The 20,905-nt window shown below is 37.7% G+C and carries 18 protein-coding genes; 5 read left to right on the forward strand and 13 right to left on the reverse strand.

The features are described from left to right. Positions 1-2: 2 nt before the first annotated feature. The gene (gene gatC, locus G3O09_RS07205; RefSeq protein WP_163100813.1) at positions 3-293 is read right to left on the reverse strand and encodes an Asp-tRNA(Asn)/Glu-tRNA(Gln) amidotransferase subunit GatC; all 291 of its coding nucleotides are present in this window, start codon (positions 291-293) and stop codon (positions 3-5) included. 379 nt (positions 294-672) lie between these two features. Here gatC and putP point away from each other — a divergent pair, with 379 nt between their 5' ends. After that, entirely contained in the window at positions 673-2,103 is a 1,431-nt protein-coding gene (gene putP / locus G3O09_RS07210; protein WP_240338370.1) for a sodium/proline symporter PutP, read from the forward strand. A gap of 178 nt (positions 2,104-2,281) precedes the next feature. On the opposite strand, the gene G3O09_RS07215 is transcribed toward putP, so the two are convergent. Together G3O09_RS07215 and G3O09_RS07220 are read right to left on the reverse strand one after the other, a co-directional pair. Next, a complete protein-coding gene (locus G3O09_RS07215; RefSeq protein WP_163100815.1) occupies positions 2,282-3,268 on the reverse strand; it encodes an NAD(P)-dependent alcohol dehydrogenase in 987 nt (328 codons plus the stop codon). A 172-nt stretch (positions 3,269-3,440) separates the two neighbouring features. Further along, the gene (locus tag G3O09_RS07220; protein ID WP_163100816.1) at positions 3,441-4,427 is read right to left on the reverse strand and encodes a peptidoglycan recognition protein family protein; all 987 of its coding nucleotides are present in this window, start codon (positions 4,425-4,427) and stop codon (positions 3,441-3,443) included. 279 nt (positions 4,428-4,706) lie between these two features. Here G3O09_RS07220 and G3O09_RS07225 point away from each other — a divergent pair, with 279 nt between their 5' ends. Both G3O09_RS07225 and rsiV read left to right on the forward strand, forming a co-directional pair. After that, a complete protein-coding gene (locus tag G3O09_RS07225) occupies positions 4,707-5,192 on the forward strand; it encodes an RNA polymerase sigma factor (protein WP_163100817.1) in 486 nt (161 codons plus the stop codon). 22 nt (positions 5,193-5,214) lie between these two features. After that, on the forward strand, positions 5,215-6,093 hold the full coding sequence (rsiV, locus tag G3O09_RS07230; protein ID WP_163100818.1) for an anti-sigma-V factor RsiV: 879 nt from the start codon (positions 5,215-5,217) through the stop codon (positions 6,091-6,093). Positions 6,094-6,242: 149 nt separating this feature from the next. On the opposite strand, the gene G3O09_RS07235 is transcribed toward rsiV, so the two are convergent. From G3O09_RS07235 to G3O09_RS07280, 10 genes are all read right to left on the reverse strand, one after another. Next, positions 6,243-7,070, reverse strand: coding sequence for an MBL fold metallo-hydrolase (locus G3O09_RS07235; RefSeq protein WP_163100819.1), 828 nt, complete (start codon positions 7,068-7,070; stop codon positions 6,243-6,245). A gap of 574 nt (positions 7,071-7,644) precedes the next feature. Beyond that, positions 7,645-8,544, reverse strand: coding sequence for an EamA family transporter (locus G3O09_RS07240; protein ID WP_163100820.1), 900 nt, complete (start codon positions 8,542-8,544; stop codon positions 7,645-7,647). A gap of 143 nt (positions 8,545-8,687) precedes the next feature. Continuing rightward, on the reverse strand, positions 8,688-10,235 hold the full coding sequence (gene pruA, locus G3O09_RS07245; protein WP_163100821.1) for an L-glutamate gamma-semialdehyde dehydrogenase: 1,548 nt from the start codon (positions 10,233-10,235) through the stop codon (positions 8,688-8,690). 166 nt (positions 10,236-10,401) lie between these two features. Continuing rightward, a complete protein-coding gene (locus G3O09_RS07250) occupies positions 10,402-11,574 on the reverse strand; it encodes a CamS family sex pheromone protein (protein WP_163100822.1) in 1,173 nt (390 codons plus the stop codon). A 12-nt stretch (positions 11,575-11,586) separates the two neighbouring features. Then, positions 11,587-13,593 carry an NAD-dependent DNA ligase LigA gene (gene ligA / locus G3O09_RS07255; RefSeq protein WP_163100823.1) on the reverse strand — a complete coding sequence of 669 codons (2,007 nt, stop codon included), beginning with the start codon at positions 13,591-13,593 and terminating at the stop codon, positions 11,587-11,589. Positions 13,594-13,622: 29 nt separating this feature from the next. Beyond that, on the reverse strand, positions 13,623-15,863 hold the full coding sequence (pcrA, locus tag G3O09_RS07260) for a DNA helicase PcrA (RefSeq protein ID WP_163100824.1): 2,241 nt from the start codon (positions 15,861-15,863) through the stop codon (positions 13,623-13,625). 75 nt (positions 15,864-15,938) lie between these two features. Continuing rightward, the gene (pcrB, locus tag G3O09_RS07265; RefSeq protein WP_163100825.1) at positions 15,939-16,625 is read right to left on the reverse strand and encodes a heptaprenylglyceryl phosphate synthase; all 687 of its coding nucleotides are present in this window, start codon (positions 16,623-16,625) and stop codon (positions 15,939-15,941) included. A gap of 425 nt (positions 16,626-17,050) precedes the next feature. Beyond that, positions 17,051-17,347: a YerC/YecD family TrpR-related protein gene (locus G3O09_RS07270; RefSeq protein ID WP_163100826.1), complete on the reverse strand. Its 297-nt coding sequence runs from the start codon at positions 17,345-17,347 to the stop codon at positions 17,051-17,053. A 35-nt stretch (positions 17,348-17,382) separates the two neighbouring features. Further along, positions 17,383-18,444, reverse strand: a complete 1,062-nt coding sequence (locus tag G3O09_RS07275) for a DUF3048 domain-containing protein (protein WP_163100827.1) — start codon at positions 18,442-18,444, stop codon at positions 17,383-17,385. Between the two features lie 82 nt (positions 18,445-18,526). Beyond that, positions 18,527-20,272, reverse strand: coding sequence for an adenine deaminase C-terminal domain-containing protein (locus tag G3O09_RS07280; protein WP_163100828.1), 1,746 nt, complete (start codon positions 20,270-20,272; stop codon positions 18,527-18,529). A gap of 135 nt (positions 20,273-20,407) precedes the next feature. Here G3O09_RS07280 and G3O09_RS07285 point away from each other — a divergent pair, with 135 nt between their 5' ends. Together G3O09_RS07285 and G3O09_RS07290 are read left to right on the forward strand one after the other, a co-directional pair. Then, complete coding sequence (locus tag G3O09_RS07285; RefSeq protein WP_163100829.1) at positions 20,408-20,698, forward strand: YgaP family membrane protein; 291 nt, start codon at positions 20,408-20,410, stop codon at positions 20,696-20,698. A 73-nt stretch (positions 20,699-20,771) separates the two neighbouring features. Further along, a complete protein-coding gene (locus G3O09_RS07290) occupies positions 20,772-20,885 on the forward strand; it encodes an EYxxD motif small membrane protein (protein WP_163100830.1) in 114 nt (37 codons plus the stop codon). Positions 20,886-20,905: the final 20 nt, after the last annotated feature.

Raw genomic sequence — 20,905 nt, forward strand, 5'->3', positions numbered from 1 at the left:
CCTTACTCCAAGATGGAAGGTACTCTTATATACCCATCTTTACTATCAGGTGCGTTTTTCACAACTTGTTCTACAGGTAGGCCTTGTTTAGCTTCATCCTCACGGAACACATTTTTAATATCTAAAACATGTGTTGTAGGTTTGACACCTGTCGTATCTAGCTCATTTAATTGTTCTGCAAACCCTATGATTGCATCCAGGTTCTTCGCAAATAATTGGGCTTCCTCTTCTGTTATGGCCAATCTCGCTAAATTAGCCACGTGTTTTACCTGATCAAGAGAAATACGTGACATATCCCTCCACCTCCTGTGTTTGTCCTTTAAATATTATTGATAATACCAGACTTTCACGCGCTAAAGCAACAGTTCTCAGATTTCTTATTTTTCTTTATTTTTCCTATCCTTTAATTGTATCACGGACTAGCTACCAAAAAGCAAAAAGCGACAATTTATCTACATATTAACTACAACTTTCTACAATCCTTAAAATATTGGAGAATATTGTCCAGGAAATATTGTCGAAAAATTGTCGAAAATCTGCTATTATGGTCTAAGCAGGGGAATCCTATGGGATGGAAAAGAGGAATTCTGCGGTCAGCAAGAAAAATACATATAAGGAAGTGATAGTTTGGAAACAGGAGAATTAATTTCAATTGGTATTTATTTTGTGGCCATGTTGATGATTGGATTCTATGCCTACAAAAAATCAACTAATAACATCGAAGGCTTTATGCTAGGGGATCGTGGAATTGGGCCTGCAGTAACTGCATTATCAGCAGGGGCTGCTGATATGAGTGGTTGGTTACTAATGGGTTTACCAGGCGCAATGTACACAACTGGTCTTGCAAGCGCTTGGCTAGCGATCGGCTTAACAATCGGAGCATATTTAAACTATGTCCTTGTAGCTCCTCGTCTTCGTACTTATACTGAAGTTGCTAACAACTCCATTACGATTCCTGACTTCTTTGAGAATCGTTTTATGGACAAATCAAGAATCCTAAGATTTGTCTCTGCAATTGTAATTATTATTTTCTTTACCCTTTATACATCTGCAGGATTTGTATCTGGTGGAACTCTTTTTGAAAGCGCATTCGGAATCGACTACAAAGTTGGTTTATTCGTAACAGCTGCTGTTGTCATTACCTACACATTATTTGGGGGATTCTTAGCTGTAAGTTTAACGGACTTCGTTCAAGGTCTAATCATGTTCTTAGCGTTAATCTTGGTTCCTATTGTTACTTTAATGCAATTGGACAATCCTGCTTCTGCAATTGAAACAATGAAGCAAGTTAATCCAGACGTGATGAACATATTCAAAGGAACAACTTTTATCGGAATAATGTCATTAATGGCTTGGGGACTAGGATATTTTGGTCAGCCCCATATCATCGTCCGTTTCATGGCTATTACGCATGTTAGGGAATTAAAGTCTGCAAGACGTATCGGAATCGGTTGGATGATTGTAACTGTTGTTGGTGCTATGGCTACTGGTTTAGCTGGATTAGCATATATTACAGCAACAAATCAAGACTTGTCTGATCCTGAAACGATATTTATTTTCTTATCTCAAGTATTATTCCATCCTTTAATTTCTGGTGTATTATTAGCTGCAATCTTAGCTGCGATCATGAGCACAATTTCTTCTCAATTACTAGTTACATCTAGTGCATTGACTGAAGACTTCTATAGAACTTTCTTGAAAAAAGAAGCATCAGACAAAGAACTTGTTTTCATCGGTAGACTATCCGTTTTTATTGTAGCAGTAGTTTCATTAGCACTATCTTTAACACCAAATGATACGATCCTTAACCTAGTCGGTAATGCTTGGGCTGGATTCGGATCTGCTTTCGGACCAGCGATTCTTCTAAGTCTGTTTTGGAAACGTATGAACAGATGGGGCGCACTTGCAGGTATGGTAGCTGGTGCTGTGACAGTTATCATTTGGATTTCCATTGAAGCATTAAAAACTACAATGTACGAAATGATTCCAGGATTTATCATTAGTTTACTTGCAATCATTGTGGTTAGCTTAATCACTGAAAAACCGAGCAAAACGATTGAAGTGACTTTCGATGAAATGGAAGAAAAGCTTCAAGAAAAATAAGCTTAAAAAAGGGAAATGGGGATTCGACTCCATTTCCTTTTTTTATTACCTACGTTTATGAATTTAGATCTATGAACTATAGATACACAAATCAAACTTATTAATAAAAAGGTGATTTACATGACTAACCTCAAAATATTTTATGCACCTAGGGGGCGTACATTTAGTGATTCATTTATTAGGATTTGTTGTTATGTTCCACATTAATGACGACATTTCCCTTCTTGTGTCCTTTCTCGACATATCTATGTGCTTCAACTATCTCTTCAAGTTCATAGTATCTATCAATGACCACTTTTAACTTCCCCATCTCAACAAGATCTTTAAGGAAGCTTAGTGCTTCAGAAGTTTCAGGTGAATTACGACTCAATATTAATTTCTTGCTGCTAGTCAAATTAGTCCATAGCATTCGAACACTTGGTAGCGGTTCAGTGATATTTATATAGGTACCGTCCTTCTTTAACAATTTCATACAAGCTGAAAAGGAGCTCTTGTTTACCGCTTCAAAGATAACATCATACGTCTCGTCTGTCCTAGAAAAATCTTCTGTTGTGTAATCAATTACCTGGTCGGCTCCAAGTGATTTTACCAATTCCACATTTGCAGTACTGCATACCCCTGTAACGTTTGCTCCGAAATACTTGGCGATCTGCACTGCATAACTTCCTACACTTCCTGAAGCACCATAAACAAGAACCCTTTGGCTGCTCTGAATATTAGCTTTTCTTAGAAAATATAATGCTGTGCGTGCTCCTATTGGAATGGCAGCGGCTTCTGCATAAGTTATATTGGAAGGTTTAATAGATACAGGGCCATCTTCTGGCAGACACTTATACTCGGCGTAAGCACCAAAACCCACCAAAGATGCAGCAAAAACCTGGTCACCTTCCTTAAACCTTTTGACATCCTTCCCAACTGACTCAACTTCTCCAGCTAACTCCATCCCCAATATCTCTTTTTTGGGTTGTCTGAAACCAAGAGTTATTCGGGCAGGGAGCCAAAAAGCGGGAGGAACTGTAAAACTCCTCGACCGAATATCTGCTACTGTTACAGTTGTCGCTTTTACTTTTACCAAAATTTCATTTTCCTTAGGAATCGGCTTTTCTACCTCTTTCAGTTGAAGGACGTCTGGGGGGCCGTACTTTGAGTACACAATTGCTTTCATTTACCCACCTCTAATTCGTATATTCATTAATAGCATACGAATCATATGAATAATTAGAACTATGGTTTACTCTTGAATAACTGTTCTTCTTGCCCCTTAATCAATGAAGCCCTCTCCAGTATCCAAACCGTAAAAAGGTCACTTGGTATGATCTTTAAAATCGAGCATTTGTTTATTCCACTGATGAAATGATTTTTTGCATTTCACGCGACACTTTTGGATAAAAATGGTTTATTGCACTATTTGTGGAATTACCATTGAAGAATCCCGTGCCTGGACAAGTTTTCACGTTATACTTTGTACCTTTATCTAACACTCTTTCCCCAGTTTTCAAATTCCACCAATGATGATAAGTGATACTATCTAAAGAAGGGGTTAGTCCAAATTTTATACAAAGTAATGCTGTAATATAAACAATTGATTCCTTTTGTTCCTCAGTCATTACATCTTGCCCTATATCAAAGTTTCCAACATTTTCGATTGCTATCCCTACAGAATTAGCCTTATATCCAATTGAACCTTCGGGAGTTATGTTAAATGGTCGAGAAACTGCTATTTTCCCATCAGGAAATGTAGTAAGGTTTTGTGCGATATTTTTCCAGCCTTTATTTCTAACATGATAATTCTCCATACCCATTAACATTTTAAAATGATTAGAACCATTAAAGTTCTTGTATGACGGTAACCAGGTGTGATGATGTTGGATAATACTTATTTTTCTATTAAACTTATGGTGAAATAACCAGGTCCTAAATTCCTCCCTTGTCATAAGAATATATTGCCCTTGCATTGCCACTCTTTTAGGGGAAATCTTTAAGATTTGCCCAGTATATATCTGTTCAGATGAAAGTCTATTTATTGTTTTTATTGTTTCGACTGAAGAATTATAGGTTGCTGATAACTTATTTAATGTATCTCCAGCAACAACTTTATACTTAATCGGAATCCACAATTTCTGCCCAACTAATAATGAGCTTGATTGCAATCCATTGGTAACTATTAAATTTTCTACTGAAGTTTCATATACATTTGCTAATCCAGGTAATGTATCACCAGATTTAACTACATAAACATTGCTTGGGTCATTAACAGAGGCATTAGCAGGAGATAGATTTATTAGTATATTTATAATCAAACCAAACACAAAATTTTTTTTCATATCTTTTATCCTCACTTAATGTGTTGTCAGCCATTTGAAAAATATTAAAGTTATAATTTAATTTTAGTTTGTAAAATCATAATAAGATTATTCTATTTATCGATTATTACCATAAAACAAAGGTCCATTTCTTCATTGAAAAGGACAAATTACGTTGGATAGTTACCCCAAAAAGTTGGCAGGTGTCAGCTTTTTTATTTTTTTAAAACTTTTTGCTATACCTACACGTTTAGTTAATGTACTACATAAAGGATACGTATCTAAAAAGGAGCCTTATTGATGAAGGGGAATACAGACTTAGAAAACACACTAATTGATATGATAATGGAGAATAAGGAGGATTTTTATAGATTGGCCTATAGCTATGTGAAAAACTCTAATGATGCACTGGATATATTACAAGACTCAATACAGAAAGCTATCTCTTCAAAAGAAAGGTTGAGAAATGACCTATCTATAAAAAGTTGGTTTTATAGAATAGTGGTCAATACATCTTTAGATTTATTAAGGAAAAAGAAAAAAATTCAATTAGTAGATGAGGAAACCATGCAAGTCTACAGTTCTGGAGTTAATGATGTATACCATGACATTGATTTAGAAAGGTCTTTAGAAACATTACCACCACAGTATCGGAGTGTAATTGTACTTCGTTATTTTGAGGATTTAAAAATCGAGGAAGTAGCTGAAATATTACAAGAAAACGAGAACACGATCAAAACAAGGCTATATAAAGCATTAAAAATGTTACGGATCAAAATGGTTTGATATTCCGATTAGGAGGAGAAAAATGGATAAAAAATTAGAGGAATTAAAGATGGAATATAAAAACGTCCCTATACCAGGTGAATTAGATGATGTGATAAAAAATGCATTTAAAAGACCGAGCAAAAAAGGATACTTATACAAATGGATTACAGGAACCTTGGTTACTGCAGCATCCGCCTTTATCCTACTATTAAATACTAGTCCATCCTTTGCTAAGACATTATCGGATGTTCCCGTTCTTAAGGACATTGTCAGTGTTGTAACTTTTACAGAATTTAAAGTGGAGGAAGAGAATTATAAAGCCAACATTAAAGTACCAAAAGTTACGAACTTAGAGGATAAATCTCTTGAAAAGAGCCTTAACGAAAAGTATATGAATGAAAATAAACAATTATATGAAGAATTTAAGGCAGAGGTGGATACCCTGAAAAAAGAAAAAGGTGGTCATCTTGGGGTAGAAAGTGGATATGTGGTACAAACAGATACTGAAAATCTATTAACCATCGGAAGATATGTGGTAAATACAGTCGGGTCTTCATCGACCACTTTTAAATACGATACTATAGATAAGAAAAAGGAAATTTTATTAACTTTACCTATATTATTTAAAAATGATCAATACATTCATGTGATAAGTGAAAACATAAAAAATCAAATGCGTGAACAAATCAAAGCGGATCCTGCAAAGGTATATTGGGTTACAGATGCAGGTATAGAAGATCCAATCGATCCTTTTCAAAGCATAACGTCGGAACAAAATTTCTATATTAATAAAGAAGGCAAGCTTGTCATATCATTTAATAAGTATGAGGTTGCGCCAGGGTATATGGGAGTCGTGGAATTTATCATTCCTACTCAAATTATTACCGATTCATTAGTAGGTGATGAGTATATAAAATAACATTGCTACATCATGAAAAGAGGGATTCAATTTCATAATTGTTCCCTCTTTTTTATTGTTGGTATGAATAGATCCTTGGAATCATCCTTCTTCCTCTATCCTACCCTGTTAGCACAACAATGATCAATGCCTTTTGTATAGCCCTCCGATTAATGCATATTATTTTCATTCATTACCGATGTAACTATATGAAGTGAATCCCATTCTCCGCTTGAAAACTTTATGATTGGGTATTTTTTTGGAAATAGCTTCTTACGAATTACTTCGGCGGAATCCCCTTCTTTTTGTAAAGTTAATACATCATGGCTAATAGATAATAAATAGTCTCGTTTACGTTCAAGAGCTGCGCGTCCATCTTCTACAAATCCTACATGACTGCAAAATACATCTTGAAAATCATAAGTTAATACTCGTTCTAATGAGTGAATAATGGTAGGTATACTTTCTTCTGCTAATACAACTTTTGTCCGCTCGCTTACAAATAGATCTCCTGTAAATAATTGACCAGTTTCCCAATTTAATAAGGCTTTATGATCATAGGCATGACCAGGAGTATCAATTACTTCCCATCTCGCATTTCTGGATGTAAACGTTTCAGGCATAGCTTGAGCATGAAATGGCTTTCTTCTTCCCCAAAATAGTTGCCGATATAAAGGATAATCTGCCCGTTGTGTGCAATAATTCATTGTTTTCTTATTTAAATAAATGGGTAGCTTCTTTGTTTTTTCAACATAGGCGGCACAACCTGTATGATCCTCATGAAAATGAGTAATCATTACTTGATCGAAATCTGCTTGATCAATAAATGATTCAAAATATTTATGTAAGGACTGCGCTCCAGTATCAATTAATACACCATCAACTAAATAACTGTAAACATTTAATGAGACACTTTGGAATTTAACTTCTCCATTCAAATAGGAAACGCCATTTTTCTCTCCTAAGTATGAGCTTTTCTTTAAAAACACACCTTTCATCTCCTTATTAAATCAAAAATCACATTCAACTAGAATTTGATAGACAAAAGTAGAAGTACTTTTACTTCTCTATTAATCTTTTGCATTTTCAACAAATATTATTTTCCTATTTTGAGTGAGGTTTCACAGATAATAAATCTTAGGTTTAATCGTCCTAACTATTTTTCAGACTCACGAATTATTCTAGAAATCCCATTGGTTTCTTCATGATATTCTAAACCTCAACTGATAGCTTACATCATACTTTGCAATTCTTTTTGCAATCATTGCCCATTCTGCATCTTTAATCAATTCTTCTACCTCATAAATATAAATTTGATTATTACAATTCTCTAAAAAGCAACAGTATTCCTTTTAGCCTATTTAAACTATCTGCCCCTTTATCACACAAACTAAAATATTAGTAAAGTATTTCTCAAATATAAATAATCTAACTATCTAGATACTCTCTTAACCAAATGAATAATGCCATGTATCTTGTACGTTGCACAATAAAAAAGCTGTCTAATGACAGCTTCTCACTTGTTCCTGTTATTGTGTCATGGGAAACTCTTGAAAGATGGAACGCTTGAGTTCACTCTTTTTGTTTCTTGAATTCTTTATTAATTGAAAAAGGATGAAGATTGCTGAACAAGATCCCTATTAAAATTAATATTACTCCAGCCCACTGTATCCAATCGACGGTTTCAGATAAAACAATTGCAGACATAAACAAAGCAACTGGTAGTTCTGAGGCTGTGAGTATCGATCCTAGTCCAGGGCCTATATGTGGCATTCCAATTGAGAAGAGTAAAGGTGGAAGTACAACACCAAATACTCCTAAAATAATACCGAATGGAGTGATTCCAACTAATGTAGTCCCATCCATTAAAAATAATGGTGGAAACAGTAAAAACGTTACTATCATCGCTCCTGATGAGAGAATAGCGCTTCGTTGAATAGGAGGAACTTGTTTCTCTACTAAACTACTGATCATAAGAAAAGTAGAAAAAGAGGTAGCTGCAAGCATGCCCCACGCAGCACCTTGCCAGGTCATAGATTGCAATCCATCGGTGAAAATTCCTGCTCCTAATAATGATCCAGTTAAGAGAATAATAATGGAGATCACCTTGACTATAGAAGGCTTTTTCTTAAGAATACCCCATTCCAGCAAGGTACCTATCCAAATAAATTGAAATAAAAAAATAATGGCGAGGGAAGCATTGAGGGTTTCCAGAGAATGATAATATAGGATTCCGGTTAACCCCATTGGAAATCCACCTAAAAGAATCTTTGTAACTTGTAATGGACTCACCCTTACTTTTTTTGTGAAAAGTGTGAGTACCCAAATGATTAGCGTCCCAAAAAGGACCTGACTTCCTGTTACCTCTGCCATAGAGAAACCGGCTGAATAGGCCAGTTTTACAAAAGTAGAAAGGATTCCAAAACTACAGCCTCCAAGAAATACGAATAGTGCATAATACCAAGTTTTCATTCGGAAAACCTCCTAAAAAATTTACCAACACAAAAAGCCACACAATCGTCTGATGACAATTGTGTGGCGAAAAGTAGAGAAAACTCTAGAAAAATCCACTAGGTAAAGTAATTTTAATATTGAATTCCTACACAGTAAGTCAATTAGAATGTTTCAGAAGTTGTCTTACCTTGCATGTGTTGTACTAGGTAGTCTGGTCCGCCTGCTTTAGAGTCTGTACCTGACATGTTGAATCCACCAAATGGTTGGTATCCAACAATCGCACCTGTACATCCACGGTTGAAGTAAAGGTTACCAACATGGAACTCTTCACGTGCTTTTTCGATGTGTGCACGGTTGTTAGTAATAACTGCACCTGTTAAACCGTATTCTGTATTGTTCGCAATCTCAAGCGCATGGTCGAAATCCTTCGCTTTTGAGAAACCTACTACTGGTCCGAAGATTTCTTCTTGCATTAAGCGTGCTTTCGGGTCAAGGTCCGCAATGATGGTTGGTTGAACGAAGAATCCTTTAGAGTTGTCGCCTTCTCCACCTGCCATTAATTTACCTTCTTGCTTACCGATTTCAACATACTCCATGATTTTCTTGAATGAGTTGTTATCGATAACTGGACCCATGAAGTTACTTGTATCTTCTGGGTTACCCACTTGAAGTTCCTTCGTTAATTCAACAGCACGAGCTAATACTTGATCGTACACATCTTCAACGATGACTGCACGAGAACAAGCTGAACATTTTTGTCCAGAGAATCCGAATGCGGATTTCACAATGGATTGTGCTGCTAACTCAAGGTCCGCGTCGCTATCGACTACGATTGTATCCTTACCGCCCATTTCAGCGATCACGCGTTTCAACCAGATTTGACCTTCGTTCACTTTAGAAGCACGCTCGAAGATACGGATTCCGATATCACGAGATCCAGTGAAGGAAATGAAACGAGTGCGTGGGTGATCAACTAAGTAATCCCCAACTTCAGAACCATTACCTGGTACGAAGTTTAATACGCCTGCAGGAAGACCTGCTTCTTCCATCACTTCTACGAACTTCGCAGCAACGATAGGCGTTGTAGAAGCCGGTTTTAATAGAATCGTGTTACCAGTTACAATCGCCGCTACCGCAGTACCAGCCATGATTGCGAACGGGAAGTTCCATGGAGAAATGATAATTCCCACACCTAGTGGAACGTAATTGTATTGATTGTATTCACCTGGACGGCTCTCAACAGGCATTCCGTCTTTTAGCTTCAACATTTGACGAGCATAGAATTCTAAGAAATCGATTGCTTCCGCTGTATCTGCATCCGCTTCGTTCCAAGGCTTACCTGCTTCCATCGTCAATAATGCAGAGAATTCATGCTTGCGGCGACGAATGATCGCAGCAGCACGGAACAAGATATCAGCGCGGGATTCCGGCTTCACTTTTTTCCAAGTCTTGAATGTCTCATCCGCAACTTGCATCGCTTTTTCAGCTAGATCGCGGCTTGCTCTAGAAACACGACCGATTACTTCTTCTTTATTTGCAGGGTTGTATGAAACGATTTTATCGTCAGTCGTAATTTTTTCTCCGCCTATCACCAATGGGTAATCCTGGCCAAGATAAGATTTTACTAATTTTAAACCTTCTAAATATGCAGCTTTGTTTTCTTCTTCTTTGAAATTTGTAAATGGTTCATGTTTGTATGGTAGTACCAAGTCAAACCCCTCCTATGTATTACTAACTCCATTACCCATTCTAACCGATAATGTTCACTACTTCAAAGACAATAATGCTGGAAACTTATCTACATAACTTTCTGAAAATAAAAAATAGCCCATCAATTATTGATGGGCCAGAAATAATGGTTGATATTAAGGTTATTTAATACTGATAAATATGCACAAACGGTTCTTTTTGATTTGGTTTACGGACTATCAATGATTCAGGTCCACTTACGCTATTAACAGCAACTTGGACGGATACGTATTCAGGGAAATGTTCCATAACTAACCCTGCTACATATTGAGTAAAGCCAATTGCTTCAGCTTTCCCATAGAACTGAATCGGGATAGTAATATTCAGTTCCTGTAACTGATCATCCACATAGTATCCACGACCAACAACACCATTGAAGTTAGGGAAATATTTTTCTACGTCTTGTTTAAAATTCAAAAAGAATGTAACGTCATCTCGATGTTTGTCTTTTGCTTCTTCTGAAGGGAATAGCAAATATTTTTCATTGACCTTTTCCCAATCACGAATAGAGGTGACACCTTCTCCGATATTGGTATAGGCAATAAAATTCCCCGGAACAACAGACGTGCTAGCTTCTTGCTTAAATAGTGCTATTGTAATAGGTACGTTTTTCAAGTCATCCATTTTACGAAGTCGAAGAAGTACTTCTTGTGCTATTTTCTTGCCTTGCTTCTCCATTTCATCAGTAGGAATTTTCACGCTATACACATCGCCAAATTCTTCCTTTTGATAATAATGAACAGAATTCAAAGCTAAACCGATGACAACTCCACCAAGACCTACTGTTCCTTCTCCATTTTTCACCATATAATCCTGTTCTAAAATATGAGAAAGGTAGATTGGATTCTGTTCATTCTGTTTGGCTATGTCCCCTTTTCCTGGATTTAACGGATTCAAACCTATATTATTAGACTCTTTGATCTTCTCTTTTGCCAATTGTTCTTTTGTAAATTTACGATTCAGCCATTTATTAACCGTCTTCGAATCAAGATATTGACCTTCCTTAAATAAGAAAGTATCCGGCTCAAACGTTTGCTGAGCGATTCGCATCAATCCCATTTCCATTTCATTTACGTCAAATCGCGTATTTAAATTTGATACGACAAGTCCACGCGCTTGGCTTGGTTCAAATGGAAGAATGGTACGATAATATTGTTCAGATATTTGATATTTCGGGATAATCGCTTTTTCTTTGGCATCATCCGTCTTTTGGACAACCTCTTCCTGCTTGTCGAATTTAGGGGCACAACCTGTTAATAACAGGAGGACCGTTAATCCGATCAAGTAGATTTTTTTCATGTTTACACCCTCTTATTTCTCTAATTCTTCGACCAGTCTATCCTCATCCCAAATCTCAATTCCTAAATCCTGTGCTTTAGTCAACTTTGAACCTGCATCTTCACCGGCAATGACAAGATGCGTTTTCTTGGATACACTTCCCGCAACGTTGCCACCTAATGCTTCGATTTTTTCCTTCGCTTCATTTCTAGACAATTGTTCTAGTTTGCCAGTCAAAACAATTGTTTTTCCTGCAAAGAAAGAATCGGAATTTTCAACAGTGATTAGTTTAGGCCCTTTGTATTCCATAGTAACATGAAACGATTTTAATTCGTTAATCAATTCCTGCACTTCTGGTTGGCCGAAATAGGTAACAATGGATTCAGCCATTTTATCGCCAATTTCATTAATGGCAATCAATTCTTCATATGAAGCATTCATTAGCCCCTCGATTGAACCGAAATGCTGGGCAAGTGTTTTTGCTGCTTTAGCCCCAACATGTCTGATACCAAGACCAAATAATAATTTCTCTAGTGAATTCGCTTTTGAAGCCTCAATGGCAGCTAACAAATTCTGAACAGACTTTTCACCCATGCGTTCTAATCCAAGTAATTGCTCTGATGTAAGTTTATATAAATCAGAAACTTTTTCAATCAATTTTTCCTGGAAAAGTTGACTGATGACCTTTTCGCCAAGACCATCTATATTCATCGCATTACGAGATACAAAGTGGATCAAACCTTCTCTGATCTGTGCTGGACAAGTCGGATTAATGCAGCGCAAAGCAACTTCTTCCTCTAATCGCACTAGTTCACTATCACATTCTGGACAATGGGTAGGCATATTGAAATCCTTCTCTTCCCCTGTCCTACGTTCTAATAGTACATTCACAACCTCAGGAATGATATCGCCTGCCTTCTTCACAACTACATGATCACCGATTTTCAGGTCTTTCTCCCTGATCAAATCTTCATTGTGAAGAGAAGCTCGACTAACTGTCGTTCCGGCTACTCTAACTGGTTCCAATATGGCAGTAGGAGTCACAACCCCTGTCCGACCTACGCTTAATTCAATTTCCTTAAGAATGGTTACTACTTCTTCAGCCGGAAATTTGTACGCAATTGCCCAGCGTGGACTTTTTGCAGTCGTTCCAAGCTCTTCTTGCTGAGCTAAAGAATCTACTTTAATAACAATTCCATCTATGTCATATTGTAGATGTGGTCTTCTCTCAACCCATCCTTCTACATACTCCAAGACTTCTTCAATAGTCTCACATTTTTTTCGCTCTTTATTAGTCTTAAAACCCAACTCATCGAGGAGATCTAATCCCTCACTATGAGAATGGACTCCTGTACCACCAGTATCAGCAACTCCATAAAGGTAAACATCCAAGTTACGGGACGCCGCAATCTTCGGGTCCAGCTGGCGCAATGAACCCGCTGCGGCATTACGAGGATTCGCAAAGGGTTCTTCACCCTTTTCTTCTTTGACTGCATTAAGCTTTTCAAAAGATTTCTTTGGCATGAAAGCTTCGCCTCGAACCTCCATCGTAAAAGGCTTATTAATGCGCAATGGGATAGACTTTATCGTCTTTAAATTAGCTGTAATGTCTTCCCCTATCGTTCCGTCGCCACGGGTCGCACCTTGTACAAACCATCCATCCTCATAGCGAAGAGAAACGGCTAATCCATCAATCTTTAGTTCACAAACATAAGAGAATTTGTCCCCTACTGCTTGTCGGATTTTCCGATCAAAATCCCGTAAATCACTTTCATTGAAAGCATTACCGAGACTAAGCATTGGAGTACGGTGTTCCACTTTTTCAAACATAGATAGAACTTCTCCACCCACTCGCTGCGTAGGGGAATCAGGGGTTTGTAATTCTGGAAATTGTTCTTCAAGTTCGATTAGCTCCCGTAGCAACTGATCGTATTCCGCATCTGGGACGGAAGGTTTATCTAAAATATGGTATTCATAATTGTATTGATTCAGTAATGTCTGAAGTTCCGTAACGCGCTTTTGGGTAGAAGACGTCTCCATCGACCGTTCCTCACTTTCTGGATATAAAATTATACCTTTTGTACAGGCGCAAATTTAGCCAGTAAACGTTTTATGCCAACTGGACTAGGGAATGCAATATCAAGCTCTTTACCTTCTCCTTGTCCTTTCACGCTGACCACTGTACCAATGCCCCACTTCTTATGCTCAGCCTTATCCCCGACTCTCCAATCGATTTCGTCACCGCCTGTTGCTGACGGTGCATTGGTGTTGCGGATAGCGGCTTGTCTCTTCATTGCTTGTCCTGGAGTGGTAGAGGAAGGTCTCGTTCCCCCCATAAAGCTTGGCATTGCTTTCTTTTTCATTGCCTGTAAGTCTTCCAGCAACTCATCTGGTATCTCCGATATAAACCGAGATACTGGATTCATGCTTGTACGACCAAACAGCGTGCGCATTTGAGCATTCGTAATGAATAACTCCTGCTCCGCTCTTGTGATTCCGACATAAGCCAAACGTCGCTCTTCTTCCATTTCTGCTTCTTCCATTAGAGAACGACTATGAGGGAATACCCCTTCTTCTAGCCCTAACAAGAATACAACAGGGAACTCTAGACCTTTAGCAGAATGCAGTGTCATTAAAGTGACTGCTTCCTGTGGGGTCCCATCTTCATCAAGAGAGTCAATATCCGCTACTAAAGCTAAATCTGTCAGGAATGCGACCAGACTTTTATCTTCATTCTGTTCTTCAAAGCTTTTCGTAACAGATAAAAACTCTTCTAAGTTCTCAATCCGACTTTGCGATTCAAGAGACTTTTCAATTTGGAGCATCTCCATATATCCAGATTTCTCGATGACTTCCTCAACAAGTTCAGTCACTGACAGATACTCTTGCATATGTTCATATCCTTGAATTAAATCACGGAATTCACGTGCTGCTTTTGAAATTTTGGGGCTTAGTCCCATCAACTCTATGTCTTGAAGAGCACGGAACATAGATAAGTCCTGCATCGCAGCAAAATCAGCAATTTTATCGACCGAAGAAGCTCCAATCCCTCTTTTCGGTACATTGATGACACGACGGAAGCTTATATCATCATCTGGATTTGCGATTAGTCTTAAATACGCAAGCATATCCTTAATTTCTTTACGATCGTAGAACTTGATGCCCCCAACAATGCTGTATTGGATATTGGATTTTAAAAGGACTTCCTCCATTACACGCGATTGTGCATTGGTTCTATAAAGAATGGCTATATCCTCAAGGCTTCTGCCTTTTTCCCTCGTAACCTCAAGGATTTTTCCAGCAACGAACTGTGCTTCTCCTTGCTCGCTATCAGCTCGGTAATATACAATTTTGTTGCCTTCAGCATTTTCAGTCCAAAGGTTTTTAGGCTTTCGATTGGCATTATTCGAAATGACTTCATTTGCAGCCTGTAAAATTTTCTTTGTAGAACGGTAATTTTGCTCAAGCATGATGGCCTTCGCATTGCTGTAGTCTTTTTCAAAGGAAAGGATATTGCTAATGTCAGCACCTCTCCAACGGTAAATGGATTGATCGCTGTCCCCAACAACACAAAGGTTTTTAAAGCGGGCAGCCATCAGTTTTACTAACATGTATTGCGCCCGGTTTGTATCCTGATACTCATCCACATGAATGTATTGGAACTTACGTTGATAATATTCCAGAACCTCTGGTACTCTCTCAAAAAGCTGGATCGTAGTCATGATCAAATCGTCAAAATCCAATGATTGATTTTTCCGTAAACGTTTTTGATACTCTTTATAGACTTCCGCAACTGTTTTTTCATAAAATTGACCTGCTGATTTTTCATATTCCTCAGCGTCCATCAATTCGTTTTTAGCGGAACTAATAGACCCTAAAATCGTTCTGTAATCAAATTTCTTCGGGTCCATATTTTTATCTTTTAAGATTTGCTTGATGACAGACTGTTGATCAGTCGTATCAAGGATTGAAAAATTACGATTAAATCCGATTCGATCGATGTCTCTTCTTAAAATACGGACACACATGGAGTGGAAGGTAGAAATCCAAATTTCCTCAGCGGCACCACCCATTAGTCCTTTAATCCGCTCTTTCATTTCCCTTGCTGCCTTATTGGTAAAGGTAATCGCTAAAATGTTCCAAGGTGCTACTTGTTTCTCCACCATAAGGTACGCAATTCTATGGGTCAGGACCCGTGTTTTTCCACTACCCGCCCCAGCCATAATTAACAACGGACCATCCGTAGTCTTTACAGCATTTTGTTGTTCAGGATTCAAACCGTTTAAAAATCGTTCAGACAAAAATTTCAAATATCCCACCACCAAATAAGAACGTTTGTTCTAATAATTATACAAAAAATATACGTAAAAGGAAATGAGCTCCCTTTAATTTTTAACAGCCTTCACAGTTAGAAGTGCTTGATTTAGATCATCATATATAACATTTCCGACTACAACGACGTCCGCAAATTGTGCCATCTCTTTAGCTTGTTCCGGGCCTGTAATGCCCCCTCCATAAAAGATGGTTGTTTGATTCACTCGCTCTTTTACTTCTTTGACAATCGCAGGATCACCATATGTTCCACTGTATTCTAAATAAAAAATGGGCAAATTCAGCATTCGCTCAGCCATAACACCATATGCCACAACATCATCACTATCTAGGTCTGTATTTGCATCTGTCAGTTTAGCAGCTTTACACTCACCATTTAAAATGCAATATCCTTCTACAATAATCTCTTCCCAGTTCATTATATCTCCGAATTCCTTTACTGCCTTTTGATGGAGGCCAACAATCCAATTGGGATCCGTACTGTTCAGTACTGTCGGAATAAAATATAAATCAAAACCTGGTGTTACCGTTTCAATAGAAGAAACTTCTAGCACACAAGGTACTGTATATCTTCTGATTCTTGCCATTATATCGAGGACACCCTCAAGAGTAACATCATCTGAGCCACCAACCAGAATGGCATCCGTTCCTGATTCACATATTAACTCTAAAGCCTCGTCAGAAATTTCTTTATTAGGATCGAGTTTAAACACATGTTTCCACTCGCGAAAATCATACATCAAAAAGCCTCCCATCTAATTCCCATTCCAACATTATATCATTTCATTTTAGTAAGAAAAACTGTCACACCTTCTATTCATGGTCTGATTTTATCTATTTGCCTCCACCATAATCTGCAGCTTGCTTAGTGACGAACGGGGGTCACGGAAATATGGAAGTTTTACACGGATTTTTCCCTAAAAGTCACAGAGATCTGGTCGGAAGTCACGGATAAACTACTAAAAATCACGGATATCATTTTTAGATAGACGAATGAATAATTCCAAGAAGATACTTATTTTCAGGATTTTACCGAACGGACTACATATTTTACCGAATAGAAGCATTTTTTTACCGAAATCTCAATCTTATTAACAAATCAACTGCACATATTACCAAACATCCACAATGGCGCAAAAAAACCCGGTCTTAGCCGGGTTTGGGATTATTCCTCTTCTTTTATTCGGTCGAGAGCCATAGTGTAGGCATCATTGCCATAATTCAAGCATCGTTTCACACGTGAGATTGTAGCTGTGCTTGCACCTGTTTCAGTCTCGATTTTATGATAGGTTTTGCCTTCTTGAAGCATTCTAGCAACCTCAAGACGCTGAGCTAATGATTGTATTTCATTAACAGTACATAAATCGTCAAAGAATCGATAACATTCCTCAAGATCTTTTAAAGTCAAAACCGCTTTAAATAATTGATCCAGTTCTTTTCCTCTTAGTTTTTCAATTTGCATATATGAACCCCTTTATATGATTTTCTCATAGAATTTTATATTCCTTCGCTGAAAGAAACTGAACCAGCTAAACCAGGACTTTGAGGGATGATATTCACCCAAGTCTTGCCCGGAATGAAACCTACTTCTTTTCCATCCTTAACTGGTATTAGCAATCCGTTCTTGTTTTCCCATTGTACTGCATTCCATTTTCCGTCCTGAAGCAAGTATGCATTGCCTCCAGATTCTAAGTTGATATCACGTCGACCATGTTTATCGACGATTTTATGTTGAGCTTCAATGATGAATACGTTTTTCAACTGAACAGGTTTACCAGTTTCTTTGTCGATAGTCTGCTCTCCTTTTGAAAAACGGTTATAAGTAGATGTCGCTTTATCGAATTCGTAACGAACATTAAAGGACTCTGTTCCGTACGATATACTTACAGCTTCACCTTTTTCTCCATTCAACACTTCCATTTCATCCTCAGTCAAAAATGGAAAAGAGCCAGGTGCTTGCTCCATATTAAATCCGTTCTTCTCTGCACCTTTTTCTATATTTTCAAACGTGATATAGGAGTTATGTGGGGCTTTTCGAGTTTTATCCCTCTTAAACAGAGTACCATCATATACTATTCCGTTTAAATTCTCAATAAAGCCGCTATCTAGCATTGCTTTCGCCTCAGGGCTGTATCCATGACAGATATAAATTCCGTTTAGCCCCTTTGCAAGTTCGATATAATAATCTCTTGCACTTCTAACCGGCCCAATTCTATCAGGCTTTTCACTTTGAAAAACAGCAAGAAAACGAGTGACTTCACCTTCTGCTAACATCTCATATACGATATCAGCTTGTGAAATTCCTGATTGTGGACGAGCTTTAGGATGATTATTCACCATTACAGCAACAGCTCTTTGATTAGAGACCTCATTGGTACCAACCCCAGATAAAGGAAACGCATACTTCATGACATCTGATTCTTCTTTTGTTTCCTGCGCTTGTACCGGTTCTGCTTGCTTAGTAGGTTCTTTCTTAGGTGTAGCTTCTTCTTTCTTACTACAGCCAACAGCCAATAAGGAAACTGTCAAAAGGCTGACTGTCAATGTCCTCAGTCTCATTTATGTCCCCCCTAGCTAAATTTCAAGCTGGTTTCTCTATTTCTGTATCTATTAATATGCACAGTATACTTACTTTTACATTTTAACGCATTATCGATGGAAAGAGTACTGTCTTATTCATGACATCATACATTCCCCTTGGAGTAATTCGGATGTAAGGTAAGTGAGTTGAGGAAAAGAATAATAAAGTGTAGATTGGGTCGCTGAAGCGGTACCCTCTATCCTTTAAAATCTGCTTTAACTCCTTTTCTTGCTTAATCAGAATTTCCATTGGTTCGCATGACATTAGCCCTTTTAATGTCAAAGGAAGCTCATGGATCACGAGTCCATTTTCAGCGGTCACGATTCCTCCACCAAGCTCCTTTAAGCGTTTGAATGCAACAATCATATCTTCTTTACGTTTACCGATTAACACAATATCTCCTGTGTTGGAATAGGAGCTGGCAAACCCGCAGAGACGATTGGCAAATCCTTTTAATACCGTATTTATTTGCCATTTCCCATTGCGGTCGATCAACATGAAGAAGCATTCGTCATGTTCAAAGGATAACTCGTCATCCGAAACATCCCTAAGGACTGAATAAGGTTTTGTTATAACATCATTGACCATTTTAATTCCAAAAGGCATCGAGAATTGAAGGTCATCCATATGCAAATCCCATTCAATGTTCATCTGTTCAAATCCATGATCGGCCCAATCAAAGGTATCAAAAGCGCCATTACTAGCCTGTCTGTCCCTTTTCACCCATTTACCTTTTGCCATAACAGCTACTGGAGTTGGGTTATCAATTTCAGTTAAGAAATTAATGTTTGCGACTCGTCCTGTTGCGATGTTTCCATGTAAATATTCTATATTGTAGTATCGAGCAATATTAATGGAAGCCATATTATAGGCATCTATAGGAGAAATGCCCCCATCCATACAAATCTTAATTAATTGATCCGTCATACCGTTTTCATAAAATGAAGGTGGAGAACCGTCTGTATTTAAAAATAATTTTTCAAAATAATCGACACCAAGTTCCTTTAATTCCGTTACTAGCTTTGGCAAATCTGGCCTAATAGAAGAATGTCGCAAAGAAACGGTATATCCCTGTACTAGTCGTGTGTAAGCCTCCTCACCCGTCATCGCTTCATGATCACAGTCCGCACCGAACAACATCATTTTTGCTAGTGTTTTTTCTGAAGCTCCTGGAAAATGGCCTTCGATTTGCTTTCGCATTCTTTTGGCTTCTTGTATCCAATGCAGCAACATATCGTCTCCAGCGAGCAAACGAGGCCATCCTGTCAGTTCCCCGCCTTGCAAAATGGCGTCATGTTCAAGCCATGCTTTGACATTTCCATGAGAAAAAAGTGTTTCTTCATTTAGTAGCTCCGTTTGAGCATCAAAGCGACACCACCAATACATCGTTGATGGTAAATTTCTAAGCTCCTTCAATAAAGAAAACGCTTTCTTTTTTTCTAATTGTAAAAAAATCATCATGTTGTCATTGATGAGAGTCGTCGTACCGTATTGAGATGCATACTGCGAAAATGTATGGGGATTATATAATTGAAATGGATGAGCATGTGGCTCAATATAACCTGGTACTAAATAGTAGTCACTACAATCAACAACTTCACATCCATCAAGTAAAAGAGGTTCCATTTCTCCAACATAAACAATTCGATCGTCATAAATCCAAATGTTAGCTTTTAACCATTTTCTCACGACTTGATTCAAATAAGTAGCATTTTTAAGTAAAACATGCGGAGCCTTTTCACCATCTAACACGGCGACATGCTCACGCAAATGTTTGTTTTTCCATCTATAGCGCTGTTCAAGCATGAACATACCTCCCTTTGCCTTAATAGTGGAATTTTCCATAAAAGATTGTTTTTTTAATACTAGCATATTTTCCAATTTAGCACAGTAAAGTTTTAAATTTTGTATGTTAATACTTTGTGAAGGAGTCGATTCCACATGAACGTAAAATCCAATATTGGAATTATCAATGCATTAATACGAATTACTGTTGGATTTACCTTATTATCCTTGGTTACAGCCAAAATGGTAAAGAGACCATATAAGGAGTCCTATATCCTTATAGCTATGATGGCTGCCATGAAAATAGCTGAAGGAATCCTCCGTTACTGTCCATTAACGCAACTTTACGAAAATCGAGACCATGCAGAAGACAAAAATTTAGAAAAGAAGATGAATTCGATTGAAGAGGAATTAACTAAGGCAGCTTCTGCAATAAATCCTTCTTGAGCCGGACATAGAAATAGGACTGAGCATTCTAATATCTCAGTCCTGTTTCATATAATAATAAGGAGTGAATTCTATGTTCTTTGAATATGTTTCAGATGTATCCTTTGTGGTAATTGCATTGATAGGTTCATTAATCGCTTTAGGATTTGTCTTCGTGAGAAAGTCACGTAGAAAAAGTATCCGCTAAACGTAAGCTATACTATTCTT

Origin of the sequence: Peribacillus alkalitolerans (assembly GCF_010882125.1) — a bacterium.
In the GTDB taxonomy this organism is placed as follows: domain Bacteria; phylum Bacillota; class Bacilli; order Bacillales; family DSM-1321; genus Bacillus_BN; species Bacillus_BN alkalitolerans.

Bases quoted from the DNA above. Each gene is read 5' to 3' on its own strand.
- G3O09_RS07235 (WP_163100819.1), bottom strand. From the start codon at position 7,070: ATGAAAGGTGTGTTTTTAAAGAAAAGCTCATACTTAGGAGAGAAAAAT.
- G3O09_RS07275 (WP_163100827.1), bottom strand. From the start codon at position 18,444: ATGAGACTGAGGACATTGACAGTCAGCCTTTTGACAGTTTCCTTATTG.
- putP (WP_240338370.1), top strand. From the start codon at position 673: ATGTTGATGATTGGATTCTATGCCTACAAAAAATCAACTAATAACATC.
- G3O09_RS07285 (WP_163100829.1), top strand. From the start codon at position 20,408: ATGAACGTAAAATCCAATATTGGAATTATCAATGCATTAATACGAATT.
- G3O09_RS07220 (WP_163100816.1), bottom strand. From the start codon at position 4,427: ATGAAAAAAAATTTTGTGTTTGGTTTGATTATAAATATACTAATAAAT.
- G3O09_RS07225 (WP_163100817.1), top strand. From the start codon at position 4,707: ATGAAGGGGAATACAGACTTAGAAAACACACTAATTGATATGATAATG.
- G3O09_RS07270 (WP_163100826.1), bottom strand. From the start codon at position 17,347: ATGCAAATTGAAAAACTAAGAGGAAAAGAACTGGATCAATTATTTAAA.
- G3O09_RS07240 (WP_163100820.1), bottom strand. From the start codon at position 8,544: ATGAAAACTTGGTATTATGCACTATTCGTATTTCTTGGAGGCTGTAGT.
- G3O09_RS07250 (WP_163100822.1), bottom strand. From the start codon at position 11,574: ATGAAAAAAATCTACTTGATCGGATTAACGGTCCTCCTGTTATTAACA.
- gatC (WP_163100813.1), bottom strand. From the start codon at position 293: ATGTCACGTATTTCTCTTGATCAGGTAAAACACGTGGCTAATTTAGCG.
- ligA (WP_163100823.1), bottom strand. From the start codon at position 13,593: ATGGAGACGTCTTCTACCCAAAAGCGCGTTACGGAACTTCAGACATTA.
- G3O09_RS07215 (WP_163100815.1), bottom strand. From the start codon at position 3,268: ATGAAAGCAATTGTGTACTCAAAGTACGGCCCCCCAGACGTCCTTCAA.
- G3O09_RS07280 (WP_163100828.1), bottom strand. From the start codon at position 20,272: ATGCTTGAACAGCGCTATAGATGGAAAAACAAACATTTGCGTGAGCAT.
- rsiV (WP_163100818.1), top strand. From the start codon at position 5,215: ATGGATAAAAAATTAGAGGAATTAAAGATGGAATATAAAAACGTCCCT.
- pcrB (WP_163100825.1), bottom strand. From the start codon at position 16,625: ATGTATGATTTTCGCGAGTGGAAACATGTGTTTAAACTCGATCCTAAT.
- G3O09_RS07290 (WP_163100830.1), top strand. From the start codon at position 20,772: ATGTTCTTTGAATATGTTTCAGATGTATCCTTTGTGGTAATTGCATTG.